This window comes from uncultured Endozoicomonas sp., from assembly GCF_947495845.1.
Lineage (GTDB): Bacteria > Pseudomonadota > Gammaproteobacteria > Pseudomonadales > Endozoicomonadaceae > Endozoicomonas.
The window spans coordinates 141,924-159,574 of sequence record NZ_CANMAO010000003.1 but is presented as its reverse complement, the minus strand read 5'-3'; the positions used below and the strand labels follow the sequence as shown (position 1 = coordinate 159,574).

15 protein-coding genes are annotated in these 17,651 nt (G+C 46.8%); 11 read left to right on the top strand and 4 right to left on the bottom strand.

Annotated features, from left to right (window positions below; all coding sequences use genetic code 11):
• Positions 1-302 precede the first annotated feature (302 nt).
• Positions 303-1,661 carry a glutamine synthetase family protein gene (locus tag Q1B11_RS03725; protein WP_299727711.1) on the top strand — a complete coding sequence of 453 codons (1,359 nt, stop codon included), beginning with the start codon at positions 303-305 and terminating at the stop codon, positions 1,659-1,661.
• 81 nt (positions 1,662-1,742) lie between these two features.
• Here Q1B11_RS03725 and Q1B11_RS03720 read toward each other — a convergent pair whose 3' ends face one another.
• On the bottom strand, positions 1,743-3,092 hold the full coding sequence (locus Q1B11_RS03720) for a hypothetical protein (protein WP_299727708.1): 1,350 nt from the start codon (positions 3,090-3,092) through the stop codon (positions 1,743-1,745).
• 476 nt (positions 3,093-3,568) lie between these two features.
• On the opposite strand from Q1B11_RS03720, the gene thrS reads away from it, so the two are divergent.
• From thrS to Q1B11_RS03695, 5 genes are all read left to right on the top strand, one after another.
• Entirely contained in the window at positions 3,569-5,491 is a 1,923-nt protein-coding gene (thrS, locus tag Q1B11_RS03715) for a threonine--tRNA ligase (RefSeq protein ID WP_299727705.1), read from the top strand.
• A 57-nt stretch (positions 5,492-5,548) separates the two neighbouring features.
• Positions 5,549-6,139, top strand: a complete 591-nt coding sequence (gene infC, locus Q1B11_RS03710; RefSeq protein ID WP_095210488.1) for a translation initiation factor IF-3 — start codon at positions 5,549-5,551, stop codon at positions 6,137-6,139.
• A gap of 151 nt (positions 6,140-6,290) precedes the next feature.
• Positions 6,291-6,482: a 50S ribosomal protein L35 gene (gene rpmI / locus Q1B11_RS03705; RefSeq protein WP_067520004.1), complete on the top strand. Its 192-nt coding sequence runs from the start codon at positions 6,291-6,293 to the stop codon at positions 6,480-6,482.
• A gap of 41 nt (positions 6,483-6,523) precedes the next feature.
• Positions 6,524-6,880 carry a 50S ribosomal protein L20 gene (gene rplT / locus Q1B11_RS03700; protein WP_067520002.1) on the top strand — a complete coding sequence of 119 codons (357 nt, stop codon included), beginning with the start codon at positions 6,524-6,526 and terminating at the stop codon, positions 6,878-6,880.
• A gap of 204 nt (positions 6,881-7,084) precedes the next feature.
• The gene (locus Q1B11_RS03695) at positions 7,085-7,771 is read left to right on the top strand and encodes a hypothetical protein (protein ID WP_299727682.1); all 687 of its coding nucleotides are present in this window, start codon (positions 7,085-7,087) and stop codon (positions 7,769-7,771) included.
• Here Q1B11_RS03695 and Q1B11_RS03690 read toward each other — a convergent pair.
• Complete coding sequence (locus Q1B11_RS03690; RefSeq protein WP_299727679.1) at positions 7,753-9,855, bottom strand: hypothetical protein; 2,103 nt, start codon at positions 9,853-9,855, stop codon at positions 7,753-7,755. The genes Q1B11_RS03695 and Q1B11_RS03690 overlap by 19 nt on opposite strands.
• Before the next feature lie 219 nt (positions 9,856-10,074).
• Between Q1B11_RS03690 and Q1B11_RS03685 the strand changes: the two genes are divergently transcribed.
• Entirely contained in the window at positions 10,075-10,851 is a 777-nt protein-coding gene (locus Q1B11_RS03685; RefSeq protein WP_299727676.1) for a ferredoxin--NADP reductase, read from the top strand.
• A 71-nt stretch (positions 10,852-10,922) separates the two neighbouring features.
• Here the strand turns inward: Q1B11_RS03685 and Q1B11_RS03680 are convergent, their stop codons facing one another.
• Positions 10,923-11,387 carry a MaoC family dehydratase gene (locus tag Q1B11_RS03680; RefSeq protein WP_299727673.1) on the bottom strand — a complete coding sequence of 155 codons (465 nt, stop codon included), beginning with the start codon at positions 11,385-11,387 and terminating at the stop codon, positions 10,923-10,925.
• 177 nt (positions 11,388-11,564) lie between these two features.
• Here Q1B11_RS03680 and Q1B11_RS03675 point away from each other — a divergent pair, with 177 nt between their 5' ends.
• The 4 genes from Q1B11_RS03675 to Q1B11_RS03660 all read left to right on the top strand — a co-directional run bounded on the left by Q1B11_RS03675 (position 11,565) and on the right by Q1B11_RS03660 (position 16,192).
• The gene (locus Q1B11_RS03675; RefSeq protein WP_299727670.1) at positions 11,565-12,740 is read left to right on the top strand and encodes a steroid 3-ketoacyl-CoA thiolase; all 1,176 of its coding nucleotides are present in this window, start codon (positions 11,565-11,567) and stop codon (positions 12,738-12,740) included.
• A 127-nt stretch (positions 12,741-12,867) separates the two neighbouring features.
• The gene (locus tag Q1B11_RS03670) at positions 12,868-13,776 is read left to right on the top strand and encodes an SDR family NAD(P)-dependent oxidoreductase (RefSeq protein WP_299727667.1); all 909 of its coding nucleotides are present in this window, start codon (positions 12,868-12,870) and stop codon (positions 13,774-13,776) included.
• A 111-nt stretch (positions 13,777-13,887) separates the two neighbouring features.
• Positions 13,888-15,051, top strand: coding sequence for an acyl-CoA dehydrogenase family protein (locus Q1B11_RS03665; RefSeq protein WP_299727663.1), 1,164 nt, complete (start codon positions 13,888-13,890; stop codon positions 15,049-15,051).
• 1 nt (position 15,052) lies between these two features.
• Positions 15,053-16,192, top strand: coding sequence for an acyl-CoA dehydrogenase (locus Q1B11_RS03660; protein WP_299727660.1), 1,140 nt, complete (start codon positions 15,053-15,055; stop codon positions 16,190-16,192).
• Positions 16,193-16,355: 163 nt separating this feature from the next.
• On the opposite strand, the gene Q1B11_RS03655 is transcribed toward Q1B11_RS03660, so the two are convergent.
• Complete coding sequence (locus Q1B11_RS03655; RefSeq protein WP_299727657.1) at positions 16,356-17,417, bottom strand: AraC family transcriptional regulator; 1,062 nt, start codon at positions 17,415-17,417, stop codon at positions 16,356-16,358.
• Positions 17,418-17,651 lie beyond the last annotated feature (234 nt).

Genomic DNA, 17,651 nt, shown 5'->3' with positions numbered 1-17,651 from the left:
AACTCCGTGATCTTATTTGCATGGGGGTTTATCAATATTTAACATGAAATCTCATAGATTTATGTCTTGAAAATACATAAATATTAGTTTAATTCACTGGTAAATATTGCTTGAGCGGTCTTTTTAGCTTTTAGCTGGTGTTATCGATAAAGTGACCGTTTCAGCGTCATTTTTTCTGGAAGCGTGTTTAAAATATTGAACGCTTCGGGTTCTTTGGGCAGTATGAGATCTGAAAGTATACGAATAATAATAATTGGAAAGGCCTTGGAGGCTGGGATTCCAGAACATGAAAGGATTGTTGTATGCCTAAGTTTACCGAAGAGCTGGCTGATTATCTTGAACGGTATCCTCAGACAGAATACATAGACACACTGCTGCCTGATATCAATGGCTTTGTCCGAGGCAAGCGGCTGCCCGCATCCTCATTTCAAAAAATTGAACAAGGCTGTTATCTGCCCTGCTCTGTGTTTTCTCTGGATATCACCGGTGTGACGATAGAAGAAGCAGGGTTGGGCATGACCATTGGGGAGCCTGACAACCTTTGCCTTCCTTTATTGGGCACACTGGCACCCTCCGCAACGGATCCTGAGAAAATCGCCCAGGTGTTTTTAACCATGGTGAATGAAGACGGCAGCGATTTTCCCTATGAACCCAGAAATGTTTTAAAACCCATTGTTGAGCGATTTAACGGGTTGGGCTTGAATCCAGTGGTTGCGTTGGAACTGGAATTTTATCTGGTGGATCCTGAACGCAATAAAGAAGGTACCCTGCAACCACCAATAGGCTGTGTTAGTGGTGTTCGTGAAACCATGGGGCAAGTGTATTCTGTTGATGGCCTGAGCGACTTTGCCGGCTTTCTTAATGATGTGAATCAGCTGGCTAAATCACAGGGCGTACCAGCGGACTCCGCAGTTGCCGAAGCGGCACCGGGGCAATTTGAAATTAATTTGAAGCATGGGGATGACCCTCTGGCGGCCTGCGATCATGCCATTATGCTTAAACGTCTCATCCGCGAAGTGGCTGCTCGATACAACTATGAAGCCACGTTTATGGCGAAACCCTACGAAGAGCACCCGGGTAATGGGTTGCACATACACGTCAGTCTTCAGGATGATGTTGGTGAGAATGTGTTTGCCAATAGCGATGGAGAGGACAGCGTTCTGTTACGACAGGCCATTGCTGGTTCCATTGAGTTAATGCCAGAAACCGTGGCTTTGTTATGCCCTAATGTGAATTCTTACCGGCGGCTGGTGCCGGATATGTACGTTCCGCTTCAGGCTTGCTGGGGACATAACAACCGAACGGTTTCTTTACGGATTCCGGTCAGTGGTCGTGAAGATCGTCGAATTGAGCATCGGGTAGCGGGAGCGGATGCCAATCCCTATTTGACGCTGGCGTCAGTGTTAGCCGGTATGCTGTATGGTATCGAGAATGAATTGGTGCCACCGGCAGAAGCATTACCAGAGGCTGATAATGATATGCCATTGTTACCTCACAGGCCTGCGGATGCTTTGTCTTGTTTGGCCAGGAGTCAGTTGCTTAAACATTACATTCCTCAGTCATATATTGACCTTTACACTGTCTGTAAAAGGGCAGAACTGCAGCAGTTTGAAAGCCATATAACCGCTCTTGAAACATCGTTGTTGTTGAAAACGGCTTAATAAAGGCGTCTGGTATCTCTGTGAATATCGGGGTTACTGAATTGCGCCCGAGTGTTCCGGGCGCAATGTTGCAGTGCCGCTTTAGAGAGCAGCTGCAGCCAGCTCGTACTCTTCAGCGATCTGTTTCAGGCAGATTTCAAACTCTTCGTTAATACGGTTAATCATGTTGTTTTTCATGTGGGCAAGAAGAGAGTTGATGACGTTGATATGGACGGTTCGCTCTTTATCGAGCATGCCCTTGAATATTGCCTGTACTTTCTGCATGTGCTCACTGAGCTCCCCATTGATCTCCGCGGAAGCGTCTGCACCACCGGACTCTTCAATACCGACCTGAACACAGGTTGCACAGTTTTTCACGTCAGAGGAGGTGATTCTCAGGTGTGATAATGCTTTGGCCGGTACATCGAGCTTATTAGCCATTGAATGCAGAAATGACAGAATCGCATTGTAATCTTTCACTATTTTTTCATTGGCCGTTTCATCGTTAAGCCCATCATAAATTAGCAGAGTTTTTGTATTGAGTACTTCTGAAAGCGCTCTGGCAGTTGAGCTTGATTGATCAATCAGGTTAGTAGGCAGGTAGGGTTCAAGGTCTTGTAGAAAAGCCTTGAATTGACGAAACATAGGGTTAAGTTTTGCGGCAGGGTGAGCGGTTTGTTGCCCATCTGTTTTTTTGGAAAGTTGCGTCTTCATATCATTCATGAAGTCCGTATACAGAAGGAATAACAATTTGACGCTGGCCTCATAACTGTTTTCAGATAACTTGAGCACCGTGTTGTCAGGAAGCTTGGCAAGATAAACGTCAATGGGAGACTGGTACAGGTAGGTGGCCGATCTTGGCGATACGACCTGCGGCGCGATGGCTTTTCCAGTCAACAGGTTTTCATCGATGAACAGGCTGACTAACTGGCCATTGGGTAGGTCTAATGGCAGGTTCGTGATGGGCAGAATGGACAGCTTGTCCGATGAAATATAGTCCTCTGCCTCTGGGTGTGTATAGGCGGACAGGAAAAACATCAATTGCAGGTATATTTGAGCGCTGTCTTTTACTGATAAAGGCGCGCTGTCTTTACTGGGTTGTTTGATCAAGTCGATCAGCTCTTCCGGTGATGTCAGTGAATATTGGCTCTGGGCACTGAACACCGAATCGTAAAATGCAGTGAGCTCTGGGTTGTTGATCGCTTTGATGCTTTCTGTCAGCTTGCCTTCCAGTTCTGTTAAGCGAAGCGCCAGCACTTCTTTTGCAGGCTCTGGAATATCTGAACCAATTTCTTCAGCGTAATCGCCAGATATGTACTCAAGGTTTGGCGTCCCATTGTGTTTATAGAACCCATGACCTGAGTTGGTGATCAATATTGTCGTCAATAGGAAGAGTGGTTTCGCGACAAGGCGAAAAGCAAGAGAATGTGTTTTGAGCAGGTGCAGCAGCATAGCGATCCTCATTAAAGAAGAAACTATAAATAGGAGGGGTATTGCAAAGTGCAATGACGAGACAACTCTGTTGTAAATGGGCTTCACACAATTGTGGCTTCGGTCTGAAAGGATGGTTATGGCACGCTCTCTTCCTAAGCACTTAATGAAAGTAGTGAAAGAACTGACGGCTTACAAATGGCGCGCTGTGATTTGTGCTTTGTCATGATGTTTGCCGGTAGCCATGAAGCCTATGATCGTGTTGCTTCAAGCTTGACACTGAGGCGTTATAACGAGGATGATATCTTGGTTAATCTGTGATTTTCTCCCCCTTGTTTATCATTCTTCCTGAATAGACGTTGAGAAAATTCATGCAATCCTTTGTATGGATTGCCACTGGCAACAGCCTTAGCCCTGCGTATGGGTTAGTGGTTAAAGAACAAGCAGCCCCCGGTACGGGTTGCCACTGAAAAGTGAAACAATCTAAGGAATCTTTCATGCCCGTTATTACACTTCCCGATGGCAGTAAACGCGAGTTTGCTGACGCAGTATCTGTAATGGAAGTAGCCCAGGACATCGGTCCGGGTTTGGCCAAAGCGACCCTTGCTGGTCGAGTGAATGGCCAGCTGGTGGACGCCAGCGAAAAAATCAGCGAAGACTCAGAATTAGCCATCATCACCACCCGTGATGAAGAAGGGGTGGATGTGATTCGCCACTCCACCGCGCACTTGCTGGCCATGGCAACTCAGGATTTGTTCCCGGGGGCTCAGGTAACCATTGGGCCAGTCATCGAAAACGGCTTTTATTACGATTTTGCCTACGAGCGTCCTTTCAATATGGATGACCTGGCCAAAATCGAAAAACGCATGGAAGAGATCGCCAAGCAGGATCTCGCCATTGAACGTGCAGTGATGACGCGCGACGAAGCGACCAGTGCTTTCAAAGCCATGGGCGAAGAATACAAAGTTCAGATCATCAACGATCTGCCGGGCAATGAAGAAATTTCCGTTTACCGTCAGGGTGAGTGGATGGATTTGTGTCGTGGCCCTCATGTGCCGTCCACCGGCAAATTGAAAGCCTTCAAACTGATGCGTGTTGCTGGTGCTTACTGGCGTGGCGATTCCAATAATGAAATGTTGACTCGCGTTTACGGTACTGCCTGGGAAGATAAAAAAGCCCTGAAGGCTTACTTGCATCGTCTGGAAGAAGCAGAAAAGCGTGATCACCGTAAGCTGGCCAAAAAGCTCGATCTGTTTCATATGCAGGAAGAAGCGCCGGGCATGGTGTTTTGGCACCCAAATGGCTGGGCGATTTATCAAGAGCTGGAACAGTACATGCGCACTAAGCAGCGCCTGGCCGGTTACGAAGAGATCAAAACCCCTCAGCTGGTGGATCGCAGCCTGTGGGAAAAATCCGGTCACTGGGATAAATACGCCGATGGCATGTTTACCACCAGTTCCGAAAACAAAGACATGGCCATCAAGCCCATGAACTGTCCGTGTCACGTTCAGGTCTTTAATCAGGGCTTAAAAAGCTACCGTGATTTGCCTCTGCGACTGGCGGAATTTGGTTCCTGTCACCGTAACGAACCTTCCGGTTCTCTGCACGGTCTGATGCGTGTCCGTGGCTTTGTGCAGGATGATGCCCACATTTTCTGTACTGAAAATCAGATTCAGCAGGAAGTATCTGAATTTATCGACTTCCTGCACAGCGTGTACGATGATTTTGGTTTCGACCGTGAAAATATGCTGTACAAGCTCTCTACTCGCCCGGAAAAGCGCGTAGGTTCTGATGAAGTATGGGATAAAGCCGAAAAGGCACTGGCAGATGCCCTTAATGCTGCAGAGCTTCCATGGGAAGAACTGCCCGGTGAAGGTGCATTCTACGGACCTAAAATCGAATTTTCCCTGAAAGACTGCATCGGTCGGGTATGGCAGTGTGGTACTATTCAAGTGGATTTCTCCATGCCAGGTCGACTCGGTGCGGAATATGTGGATGAAAGCGGTGAGCGCAAAACTCCGGTTATGTTGCATCGCGCTACTCTGGGTTCCTTCGAGCGCTTCATCGGCATTCTGATCGAACACTACGAAGGCGCTATGCCGGTTTGGCTGGCTCCGACTCAGGCTGTGATCCTCAATATCACCGACAGACAAGCAGATTACGCCATAAATATGGAAAAAATGTTGTCTGAAAAGGGTATTAGGGTAAAAGCGGACTTGAGAAACGAGAAGATCGGCTTTAAAATCCGCGAACACACCTTAATGAAGGTGCCTTATCTGCTGGTGATCGGTGATAAGGAAATGGAAAACAATACCGTTGCGGTTCGTACCCGTACCGGTGAAGATTTGGGCATTATGTCCATTGACGAGTTTAAAGAGCGTCTTAACTCTGACGTTCTCAAGCGTGGTCGTACAGCCTGAACATTCGGCTTGCTAGCCTGCTTGAAAAATTGTCCCGATGGTTGATGAGTAAAATCGATGACGACCATCGGGGCGTACTATGTTGCTTACACAGGAGATACAACCATCAGACGCAACAGCTTCCGTGATCGCCGCCCGGTAAAGGCTCCGATTAATGAAAATATCCGTGCAAAAGAAGTCCGGCTTATCGCGGCAGACGGGGAACAGGTCGGAGTTGTAGACACAGTTGATGCTCTGGCCATGGCTCAGGAAGCGGGGCTGGATCTGGTTGAAATTAATGCGACCAGCGAACCGCCGGTCTGCAAAATCCTGGATTTTGGTAAGCACACGTACGAGTCGAAAAAACAGAAGGCTGCGGCCAAGAAGAAGCAGACTGTCATCCAGGTGAAAGAAGTTAAATTTCGCCCGGGTACTGAAGAAGGAGATTACCAGGTAAAACTGCGCAACCTGGTACGTTTCCTGACTGAGGGCAACAAGGCGAAGGTCTCCCTTCGCTATCGTGGTCGTGAGATGGCTCACCAGGAACTGGGCATGGATCTGATGAAACGGGTTGAAAAAGACCTGGAAGAACTCGGAACCGTTGAACAGTTTCCAAAAATGGAAGGTCGTCAATTGATCATGGTTATTGCCCCCAAAAAGAAGAAGTAATTCGACAATGACCGGCTTAATGAGCTCAGGCTCTTGAGCCGGTTATTTTTGTCTTGCTTCGCCTGCTGGGCGATGAGCTACAGTTGGGCTTATTTTTAACCTTCCGACACTGGTTTCGCACACTGGTGATCGCGAATGCGGAGTGTTTTTCATGCCAAAGATGAAAACCAAATCTGGAGCCGCCAAGCGTTTTAAGAAAACCGCTACCGGCTACAAGCGTAAAGGTGCCTTCAAGAGTCACATCCTGACCAAGATGACCACCAAGCGTAAGCGTCAACTGCGCGGTACCTCTCTGGTATCCCCGGCTGACCAGGGTCTCGTTAAGCGTATGCTGCGCGACTAAGATCCAATTCGCTTTTTGCTCATTTTTTCGGAGATTAACTCATGGCACGTGTAAAACGTGGCGTCATTGCACGCCGTCGTCACAAAAAAGTTCTTAAGCAGGCTAAAGGTTATTACGGTGCGCGTTCACGCGTATTCCGCGTAGCCAAGCAGGCAGTTACTAAAGCTGGTCAGTATGCTTACCGCGACCGTCGTCAGCGTAAGCGTCAGTTCCGCGCTCTGTGGATTGCCCGTATCAACGCCGGTGCCCGTATGAATGGTCTGTCTTACAGCCGTTTCATTGCTGGTATGAAGAAAGCGGCTATCGAAATCGACCGTAAGGTACTGGCTGATCTGGCTGTACACGATAAGGCTGTTTTTGGTCAGCTGGTAGAAAAGGCGAAAGCGGCTCTGGCCTAATTCGATCTTTGCTACTTTCTGAAGAAGGGGATGCTATTTTTAGCATTCCCTTTTTTTATGTCCATCTATTAAGACGGTTCGGCTTTCCTCTCTTTGCTATCAAGGGGTTTGGTCAGTATCACTGACTGCTATGTTAGAGATATCTTCTCCCCGTTGTTTTAGTATCCTTTCTTACTTAATACGTTAGTGCCTGATGGGGAAATAATGTCATTCAGCATTGGCTTCAACCCACTTTCCTTTTTTAGTGGCTTTTCCGTTGTAGATAACGGTGCTCAAGGGGCTCGCTCTGGACGAATGGTGGGGAAAGGTGATATTAAAAACTTCTTTTGCCCAAAGGAACAGCTGACAGTTAATACCACTTCTCTGTATGAACGATGTGTGTATCCTCTAAATGCGATTAAAAAGCGTATTTTAAATTTTGCCGTGCTGGGCGCGACCGTCACTGGCATATTGGCGATGTCAGTACCTGCATTTCTGGGAGCCATTGTTGGTGGCGCAATTGGGGGGGCGGTTAAGCTGGCGAAAATGATGATGGGGCAAGACTCCAACGCCACTGATCTGGGTTTAGTGATTGGAGGCATGACCGGTGCATTTTTGGGAGCTGTTACCTCAGCTCCAATGGTGTTGTTTGCAGTAACTGCATTTTCAGTGTTGGGCCTGGTGAAGTCGGCAGTCAAATTGCCAATGGATGTTTATTATGCCAGTACCCTCAGTGATGAAGGCCTTGATGATTACTTTAATGAGGAAATTGACGAAGTAGAGGCGTTACTGACGGAGCCAATTTGGACTGAATATGAAGCGTTAAAGCAGGCCATCTCTGAATCTAAAGAAAGAGCAGGATGGTTTAAGGCTTTGGCAAAGCGGTACGGGGTTTATGACGAGCCTGACTGATTGTGGTGAACTCGTCTGTAAGCAACCATTGAAGGTACCATGCCTGGTATGTTTTGTTCTTCATCAGTGGGTATGGAATAAACGCGACTGTCATCATAGAGCACCCAAGGGTTTTGCCCCGGCTTGAGGGCTGGGTGATCTTCTCTGAGTTTTAAAGCGGTTCTATAGTGCCTGATAAAGGTGCCGTCAGAACTCCCTTCAGCAAAGAAAGATATTCCTACCTTCTCATATAGATAGCGTGTTTCTATTTGGGTTTCAAAGCTTGTAAAAGGCATTTCGATGAAGGCTGAGGTATCCTTGGATATCTTTTCTCTGAAAGCGCCTCTTTGGTCAAGGTTATCATTCAACACAGGCTCGAGAAATATTACCTTTGGCGCAGTATCATTAAGAATTAGATTTTTAAATCGATCATGGGTTAATAGCCAGCGCTGACCATCAATGTTTTTATAGTTGGTGCCGCCGGATGAAGTAAAGTTTGTGTACAGATCAACTAACTTTTGAAAGGATAACTCTTCATTGTTAGCAGAGTCTGGAATGGGGATGCGAAGAATAGAGAGTGGGTTATTGATCTCTTCGTCCTGAATAACCTGGGTGCAGCCATTCAAGCTATACTTTTTTTCAAATATTGGAAAAAATGAAAAGTTTACTTGTTTTGTTTCATCAAGCAGTGTTAGTGGTAAATTGTTTAGCAACTCTGCACAATCTTGTTGCTGAAGGTCTTCTGGCTTGAAAACGGTTCTTGCACCGGTTTTATCATTGAAAAGATCAATAAGATGACAATAGTGCTTTTCAGAGCCCTCTATGCACAGTTGAAGGAAATCCCTATACTCTTTTTGTTCACTATCAACGTTATTATCCTGTGTGAACATTTTTACAACCTTATGAAATTGTTTTTTTAGCCTCTCGACCCATACATTCTTTTCGGTATGTATTCTTGACTCATTTTGAATATCGGAAATATCGTCACTGACGACATCAGGTGGTTCTTGGTTATCTGGAATCTGATCAGAGTAGGTGTGAATGATCATTAATAAGGTTGAGCCAGCGTAGCAGGTTAGGTTAAAGTTTTTGAAGCCGGTCAACCCGGAGATAAGTTGAAAACTGTCAGGTAAACAACAATTTCTGCATAAGTCAGCTTTCTGATTCTTGATTCTGTCTTGTTCTTTTCCCCGTGAAATTTCGGCAAGCTTTTGTCTTTCGTCTTCTGTCAACGTAAATAGCTCTGCCAATTCATCGTAGCTTACTTTTGGGTTGGCCAGTTGATTCAAGAGGGGGAAGTGGCTGCTTCTATTGTTACTAAAATCCAAAAGCGTTTGTTTTAGATAAGAATAGTCATTTGAGGGCATAGATGCACTACCCAAATGGTAGTTGTACTTGGTTTTTCGAGGGTATTCTTTAGTGAATATATCCTTTAAAGCCTCTTCGCCAAAGGTAAAGAAGTATTTTTTTAGAATATCGCTGAGTTGATTTTTTAAATCGGCTATAGCAGCCAGGCTTTTCTGGTCACTCTGTTTGTAATATTTTTCTGAATGGATAAGGCAGTTAAATATCAGGCCTTGCATATAGGTCGCGATTTTTTTGGTGTTTTTGTTCCACCACTCTTCTTTTTCAATTCCTTCAAGCTCTTCGCTTAACAGATCGCGCCATGCGTTATCAGAAGTTGCTTGAATACCGTATGAGAGGAAATCGAGCCCATGAGTAAAAAGAGATTTATACACTTTATCCCGGTTCATTAAGCCATTTAATGCTGTTCGTAGAGAGCCGGCTGTAGGGAAGTTATTGAGTGATTCAGCTGTCAGTGGTTTACAGGTTCTTGATGCTATTGATGAATCATAAGATGTAAATGCAAATGTGCTATTCCCCACTTTAATATCTAACTTAAGCTCATCTTTAGGTGTGTCTGTGCTCTTTATATCGTGACTATTAAACTTGCCGTGAGGTGCTCCACCACGACGTTTAGCCACAATAGAGGTGTTGACGTCGGCTTGAGCCGAGCCATTGGCTTTTATTGTATTCCCCATAACATACTTTCTATAAGATTGGATTTGCAGTTTTTGAAAAGTGAGTGGTAAAAATATGGACATTGACTTTGTATTTAAGTTCAAGGTTTCTATAACAGATCACTGTTTGATTTTGATGGATTTAATAAGCTGGCTTCAGTTCAAGGCCAGTATGCACTCTGGTTTTAAGCATATTTCCGACTGATTTACTAAAGTACTGCATCCTTATGGTATGTTATGCCCTTGTCTACCACGGATGAGTGCTCCAATACGGAGACGCCATAAACCGATAAGAAGCAAAATATGTCCGCATTTAACGAAGAAACGGTGCTTACAGTAAAACACTGGAATGATACCCTTTTCAGCTTTACGACCTCCCGTGATCCCTCCCTGCGCTTTCATAATGGTCACTTTGTGATGATTGGTCTGAAGGTGGATGGTAAGCCCTTGATGAGAGCTTACAGCATCGCCAGTGCCAACTACGAAGAGCATCTCGAGTTTTTAAGTATTAAAGTGTCCGACGGAGCGTTGACCTCCCGGCTTCAGCATTTACAACCCGGAGATAACATCCTGGTCAGCCGAAAGCCTGTTGGTACTCTAGTGGTAGGTGATTTAACGCCCGCTCAGAACCTGTTTCTATTTTCTACCGGAACGGGTTTGGCGCCCTTTCTGAGCATTATCCGAGACCCGGAAACCTATGAGCGGTTTGAAAAAGTGATTCTGGTGCACGGTGTCCGCTATGTGAGCGAGCTGGCTTATCAGGACTTTATCGAGGGCGAGTTGCCAAACCACGAGTACCTGGGTGACGAGATTCGGGAAAAATTAATCTATTACCCAACCGTTACCCGGGAATTGTTCAAAAATACGGGGCGTATCACTGATCTTATTAACTCTGGTCAGCTCTGTAATGACCTGGATCTTCCGCCGCTCAACCCAAAAACTGATAAAGCCATGATCTGCGGCAGCCAGCACATGCTTAATGATTTGTCGGTCATTCTGGACAATCTTGGCTTCAAAGCCTCCACTCACACGGGCGATGTAGCGGATTATGTGATTGAGCGGGCGTTTGTAGAAAAGTAAAGTGTTTTTGTTCTTCAGAGGCTGGCAAAGTCTGCCCAGCCTCTTATTCCCAAGCATTTTTTAAAGATGGTTCACATATACATAAACAACATTTCATAAACCAGGGCAGGACGTGCCTCTCCAACGATGTGGATATTCTGCTCTAGCGTAATGGTGGTTCCTTTTGAACTCCCTTTAATGGACTTTACCCGTGAGCGACAATGAACCTGACTGCCGGAGGGCACAATACCGGTGAATCGTAGTTTATCGGAGCCAACATTCAGCATGTTGTTAAAGCCGGTTACTTCACAAGGCAGAGGTGTGGGCATTTTGGGCAGTAATACCAGTGTTAGAAAACCATGGGCAATGGTCGTTTTAAAAGGACTGTGTTGCGAGCATTTTTCTGGATCTGTGTGTAGCCAGTATGTGTCGCCTGATAACTCTGCAAACTGGTTTATCAGTTCCTGTGAGATGGTTAACGGCTCACTCCAATCCCCAAAAGTTTCAGTGACTTCTGCTTGCAGGGCTTCAATGTCTTTGTAGTGATACTGATTCATGGCTTTTTCTTCTCTTTATAAACCAACGTTGCTGAATCCTAGCGAAAAAAAAGTTATCCCGGTAGCGGGAGAATTTGTCACTGCAAAGTGGACGGATTCTGTCATTTATCTTCTGTTTCAGATGCTCTAACGTGCTGTGTCATACGTTACTAAAAAAATAATAAGAAGGAGTCCGATATGGCTGAGGCCGTAATTGTTGAAGCACTGCGAACCCCGATCGCTCGGGGAAAGCACGTTGTTGGTGACCTCCACGGTTTTCATGCCGCTGAGTTACTGGCGTTATCCATGAAAGCGGTTGTTGAAAAAGCCGGCCTTGAATACGACGATGTTGAACAAATCATGGCGGGCTGTGTCACCCAGGCCGGTGAGCAGGCTGGCAACATTGCTCGTCATGCCTGGCTGTCCATGGGTAAAACATGGGCTGGTGGTGCAACAACCCTTGATGCGCAATGTGGCTCCGCCCAGCAGGCAAACCATCTCATCTCTTCCCTTATTCGTGGCGGTTCCATTTCAATGGGCATTGCCAGCGGTGTAGAAGCCATGAGTCGTGTAGGTCTGGGCATGAACGTCTATAACGGCCCCGGATTTTTCATGCCGGAAAATTGGCCCTGGGACAGCACGCCGGATCAGTTTATGAGCGCCGAACGCATTGCTAAAAACCGTGGTATTACCCGACAGGATGTGGATGAGTTTGCACTGCGTTCACAGCAACGGGCAGCTGCCGCATGGGAAGCAGGCTATTTTGATCGGGAAGTCATTTCTGTTGATGCGCCAGCGTTTGGTGAAGATGGTAAGCCAAACGGTGAAACTAAACAGGTCTCCAGAGATCAGGGGCTTCGTGCAACCACCATGGAAGCGCTTAGCCAGCTAAAGACGGTATCTGAGGGTGGTGTCCATACCCCGGGTAACTCCTCCCAGATTTCCGATGGTTCTGCTGCTGTGCTCTGGATGAGTAAAGAAGAAGCACTGGCTCGTGGATTGAAGCCAAGAGCCCGCATTATTACGGATGTGGTGGTTGGCTCTGACCCTTACTATTTACTGGATGGGCCGGTGGATGCCACCAAAGCCCTGCTAAAAAAGAGTGGCATGAGCCTGAGCGATATTGATCTGTTTGAAGTGAATGAAGCTTTTGCCGCAGTCGTTCTTTCCTGGGCACGGGTTTATCAGCCAGATATGGATAAAGTAAACGTCAATGGTGGTGCTATTGCTCTTGGTCACCCAGTTGGTAGTACAGGTGCCCGATTAATTACTTCTGCTCTTCACGAGTTGGAGCGCACTGATAAAAACACCGCATTGATTACCATGTGCTGCGGTGCCTCTGTGGGTACCGGCACTATCATTGAGCGAATTTAACGACACTTGTTTTATACCGACGGCTTAGACTCGTTCCCATGCTTCGAGGTTGCCGCAAAAGCCCAAAGATCTCGTTCCCATGCTCCGCGTGGGAATGCATACAAGAACAATAAAATAGGAAATAAACATGAGCTCATTGGATGGAAAGGTTGCCATTGTTACCGGCGCAGGCCGTGGTTTGGGTCGTGCAGAAGCACTGAACCTGGCAAAAGAAGGTGCCCGTGTTGTTATCAATGATCTGGGCGGCAATGCTGAAGCAGAAGCCGCGGCGGTGTCTGTTGTTGATGAAATCAAAGGTTTTGGCGGTGAAGCCGTTGCCTTTTTCGGTGATTGCGCCGACTGGAACGACTCTGAAGCGTTGTTCAAAAAGACCCTGGATACATGGGGCGATGTCAACATTATGGTTAACAACGCCGGCTTCTGTCGCGACCGTTTGATTTTTAATATGACCGAAGATGAATTTGACTCTGTCGTACGAGTTCACTTGAAAGGTCACTTTGTGAATATGCGCCACGCCACCAAATACTGGCGTGAAAAGTGTAAAGCAGACGGCGCTCCGGTTTATGGTCGACTGGTTAGCACATCGTCAGAAGCGTTCCTGTTCGGTTCAGTGGGACAACCCAATTACGCGTCAGCGAAAGCGGGCATTGTGGCCATGACCATGGGCGCAGCCCAGGTGATGTATAACTACGGTGTGACAGCAAACGTCATCTGCCCACGGGCCCGCACCGATATGACCAATCAGGCAGCCACGGCCCATATGTTTGTAAAACCTGAAACTGGCTTCGATACCTTTGCACCGGAAAACGTTAGCCCGCTGGTCGCTTATCTGGCATCGCCTGATGCGGGTAATGTCTCTGGTCAGGTGTTTGTGGTTTGGGGCAAGCAGGTGACAGTGATCGACAGCCCGAAAGAAGCGGCCCGCTTTGAAAGCCCTGAAGTTTGGACTCCAGAATCTATGCACAGTTCGTTGGGTGAGTACTTTGCCAATAAAGTACCGGTACGTGATGGTTTTTCTGTCATTCCAACGGAATAAACAGGGCAGGTGACAGCTATGTCTGACAATACTATGTCTGATTTAACGTCTGATTTAACAACATTTCGTGAAGAAGTTCGCTCCTGGCTGAACGACAACTGTCCTTAGTCCATGCGAACGCCGGTGACTCAGGAAGAGCAGGTGTGGGGTGGTCGAAACGTTCGCTTTGCCTCCACTGATGCAAAGTTGTGGTTTGATCGTTGTGTCGAAAAAGGTTATTGCGTTCCGGACTGGCCGAAGGAATACGGCGGTGCTGGCTTTGACCGTCAGCAAACGCGTATTTTCAAAGAAGAGATGGCAAGGCTGAGTTGCCGGGCACCTCAGGTGAATCTGGGTATCTGGATGGCTGGGCCGGCGATTCTTGAGTTTGGGACAGAAGAGCAGAAGAGAGAGCATCTACCTAAAATTGCCCGGGGAGAAATTCGCTGGTGCCAGGGCTATTCAGAGCCGGGTGCAGGTTCTGATCTGGCAGGGTTACAGTGTCGTGCAGATTCCGACGGCGATGATTACATTATTAACGGTTCGAAAATGTGGACCTCCGGAGCTGATGAATCCGATTGGGTCTACTGTCTGGTAAGAACCGATTTTGATGCGCCCAAACATAATGGCATTACTTTCCTGCTGTTTGATATGGCCAGCGAAGGCGTCGATGCCAAACCTATCGAACTGATTACCGGTGAAACCCATTTCTGCCAGACCTTCTTCGACAATGTTCGTGTACCGAAGAAGAATGTGCTGGGCGTTGAAAACCAGGGCTGGACCGTTGCCAAACGGGTTTTGCAGTTTGAACGGAATATGATGTCCGATATGGAATCCTCTGCTGTTCGTGCGGCAGTAACCCCTCGTTCCTCGGCTATTGAACATATTGGTCTGGTGGACGGCAAACTGGCGTATCCCATCTTTCGTCAGGACATTGCCCGTCACGAAATCGCCAAGCGGGCGTTGGATAAAACCCAACAGCGTATGGCGGACGAATTTGCCGAGGGTGTCGGCGATATGAATGTGGCCACTATTTTGAAATACGTGGGAACGGAAGAAGAAAAGCGGAAATATGAGTTGATTCTGAAAATAGCTGGTGAACAGGCTTTGGGCTGGAGCGGTGATGCATTTTCTGATGATGGCTTTTCCGATGAGGAGCTTCAGTTAACCAGAGATTGGCTGTCGTCTAAAACCCATAGTATTGCCGGTGGCACCTCGGAGATTCAACTGAACATTATTGCCAAGCGTGTATTGGGTTTGCCAGAAAATACGGCAGTGGATAAGGGAGGGAAATAACATGTCTTTAGCATTTAATGAAGAGCAACGCTCCCTGAAAGACACCGCCAGAGATTTCGTTCAGGCCAATAGTCCGGTGGAAAGCCTGAGGGAGCTGCGGGATTCAAAGGATAAAACCGGCTTCTCACGAGACATCTGGTCGCAGATGATTGAATTGGGTTGGGGAGGAATCATTTTCCCGGAAGCTTACGGTGGTTTTGACTTTGGTGTTAAAGGGCTGGCAGCGTCGATGGAGGAATTTGGCCGTACGCTGGTGGCATCTCCGGTGCTGTCTACGGTGGCGCTATCGGGTTCGGTGATTCTCAATGCCGGGAATGAAACCCAGAAGCAAGAGCTACTGTCATCCATTGCAGCGGGTGAACTTCTGGTGAGCCTGGCTCTGGAAGAAGGCGTACGCCACAACCCGACAACCATCACAACCCAAGCTGAAAAAAACGACAATGGTTTTGTTATTAATGGTCGTAAGACGCTGGTAATGGATGGTCATGTGGCCGATCAGCTGATTGTTGTAACCAGAACCTCTGGGCAATCCAGTGATCAAAAGGGTATCAGTTTATTTCTGGTGGATGCACAAGCTGTTGGGTTACAGATTACCCGTACTCATCTGACCGATAGCCGGAATTACGCTCGTATCGAACTGAATAATGTTCAGGTGTCCGATAGTGCACTGATCGGGCAAGTTGATGAGGGCTTTGAACCATTAGATAAAGCGTTAGATGTGGCTCGCATCTGTTTGTCGGCAGAACTGTTTGGCAGTATTCAGGAAGCTTTTGAGCGAACCATCGAATACCTGAAAGAACGCAAACAGTTTGGTGTGTTGATTGGTACCTTTCAAGGGCTTCAGCACCGGGCCGCTCATATGTATACAGAGATTCAGCTGTGTAAATCCTTGTTGATGGATGCCCTCCATGCATTGGAGTCTGGAAAAGATAAAGCACCTGCTTTGGTCAGTGCAGCTAAAGCGAAAATCTCTGAAACGGCTGAGTTGGTCACCAATGAAGCGGTGCAGTTGCATGGTGGTATTGGGGTAACCGACGAGTTTGAAATTGGTTTCTTTCTGAAGCGAGCCCGGGTTGCTCAACTGCTGCTTGGTGATGCCCATTTTCATTATGGTCGGTATGCAACGTTAGAGAAGTTCTAAATTCCAAAGGGAAGGGGTTAACAGGGCGTCCTCTGTTTTCCCTATAGTTTGACCACTTGGGAATGAATCCAATCTTGTTCGCCGATACCTTGTCTGCGAACAATATGTATATAACATACAGCTCCCGTATCGGAGCTTGTTAATGGATTTAAAGAGCTGTGGTTCAGGTAAATTGCTTTCTTCGAAACTCCCCCGGCGTCATCCCCATCCATTTCTTAAAAGAGCGATGAAAGGCACTCGGCTCATCGTACCCCATCAACGCGGCTACAGAGTTGATTGTCAGACTGGATCGGTTCAAATAGTCAATGGCCGCATCACGGCGACATTCATCTTTCACTTTCTGATAAGTAGTGCCTTCATTTTCCAGTCGACGACGCAATGTTCGAGAAGAAATATTCAATAGCTCTGCCATTTCATCAAAGGTAGGCAAGCTACGAGTAAAGTTATTGCCCAACACTGAGCGAATACGAGAGATGACAGTTTCACAGTTCTGCTCTTCGTCAATGACCAGAAGTTGATAGGGGACCGTTTTTAGAAAGGCCTCAAGAGAATCTTCATTATGCACCAATGGCGCATCCAGTATTGAGGCGCTAACGATCAGCGAGTTCTCTTGCTGTTCGAAGAGCACCGGACAGTCGAAATATCGATGGCCAATAAAGTCGTTTTGAGGTGGTCCCATCAGGTTCACCTGCTTAATGATAATCTGGCTGCCAATCAGCCAACAGCAGAATCGGTGCCACATGGAGAGGCTGTTAACAATTTGCAGCTGTTTTTCCAGGTTGATATCCGAATTGAATAGGTTCGCAGCAGTAGAATAAACCAGTGTGGCATCATCACTGCCTTTTTGTTGCTTATAAGGAGGCATAGGTTTGATGTTAAGACCATGGAAACCGTAAATCATAGATGCAAACTCAGTGGCTCGATCCATGGCTTTTCGCAACGTGTTGCAGTGAATAATGGTGTAACAGAGAATTCGGAAAGTGCCAGGAGGTACTTTAAAATCAGTGCTGAGGCCAAAAGCTTCATCTTGTAAGATATCGGAGATGCGGCGAAACAGTTTGCTGAACGTCAATGTGGGTATTTCAAAACTTTCATCTGGCGCTAACTCCAGCGGATTAAACGACAGCCCTGCATCTTCAATCAACTCATGAACATCGTAACCCTGCTCCTGGGCAACCCTGAGAATCAAACGGGCATACTTTGCAGGCATTAAGTATTCGGTCATGGTTTGTACTGCCGGTTGTTATTTTCATATCCTTGCTACTGTTGGCGATGTTAGCGGGAAACGGTGTTTTGAACCAGCAGTAGAGAGAGAATTTACGTGAATCTATTGGTTGCTAAGTTCAGTTGCGAAAGGTCTAAGTGTTATTAATCTGAATATTATTCATGTTTGTATTGATATCATGACACATTTCCCCGAGTATTAATGAGATAAAAATTTAATAAAGTAAGTACCATG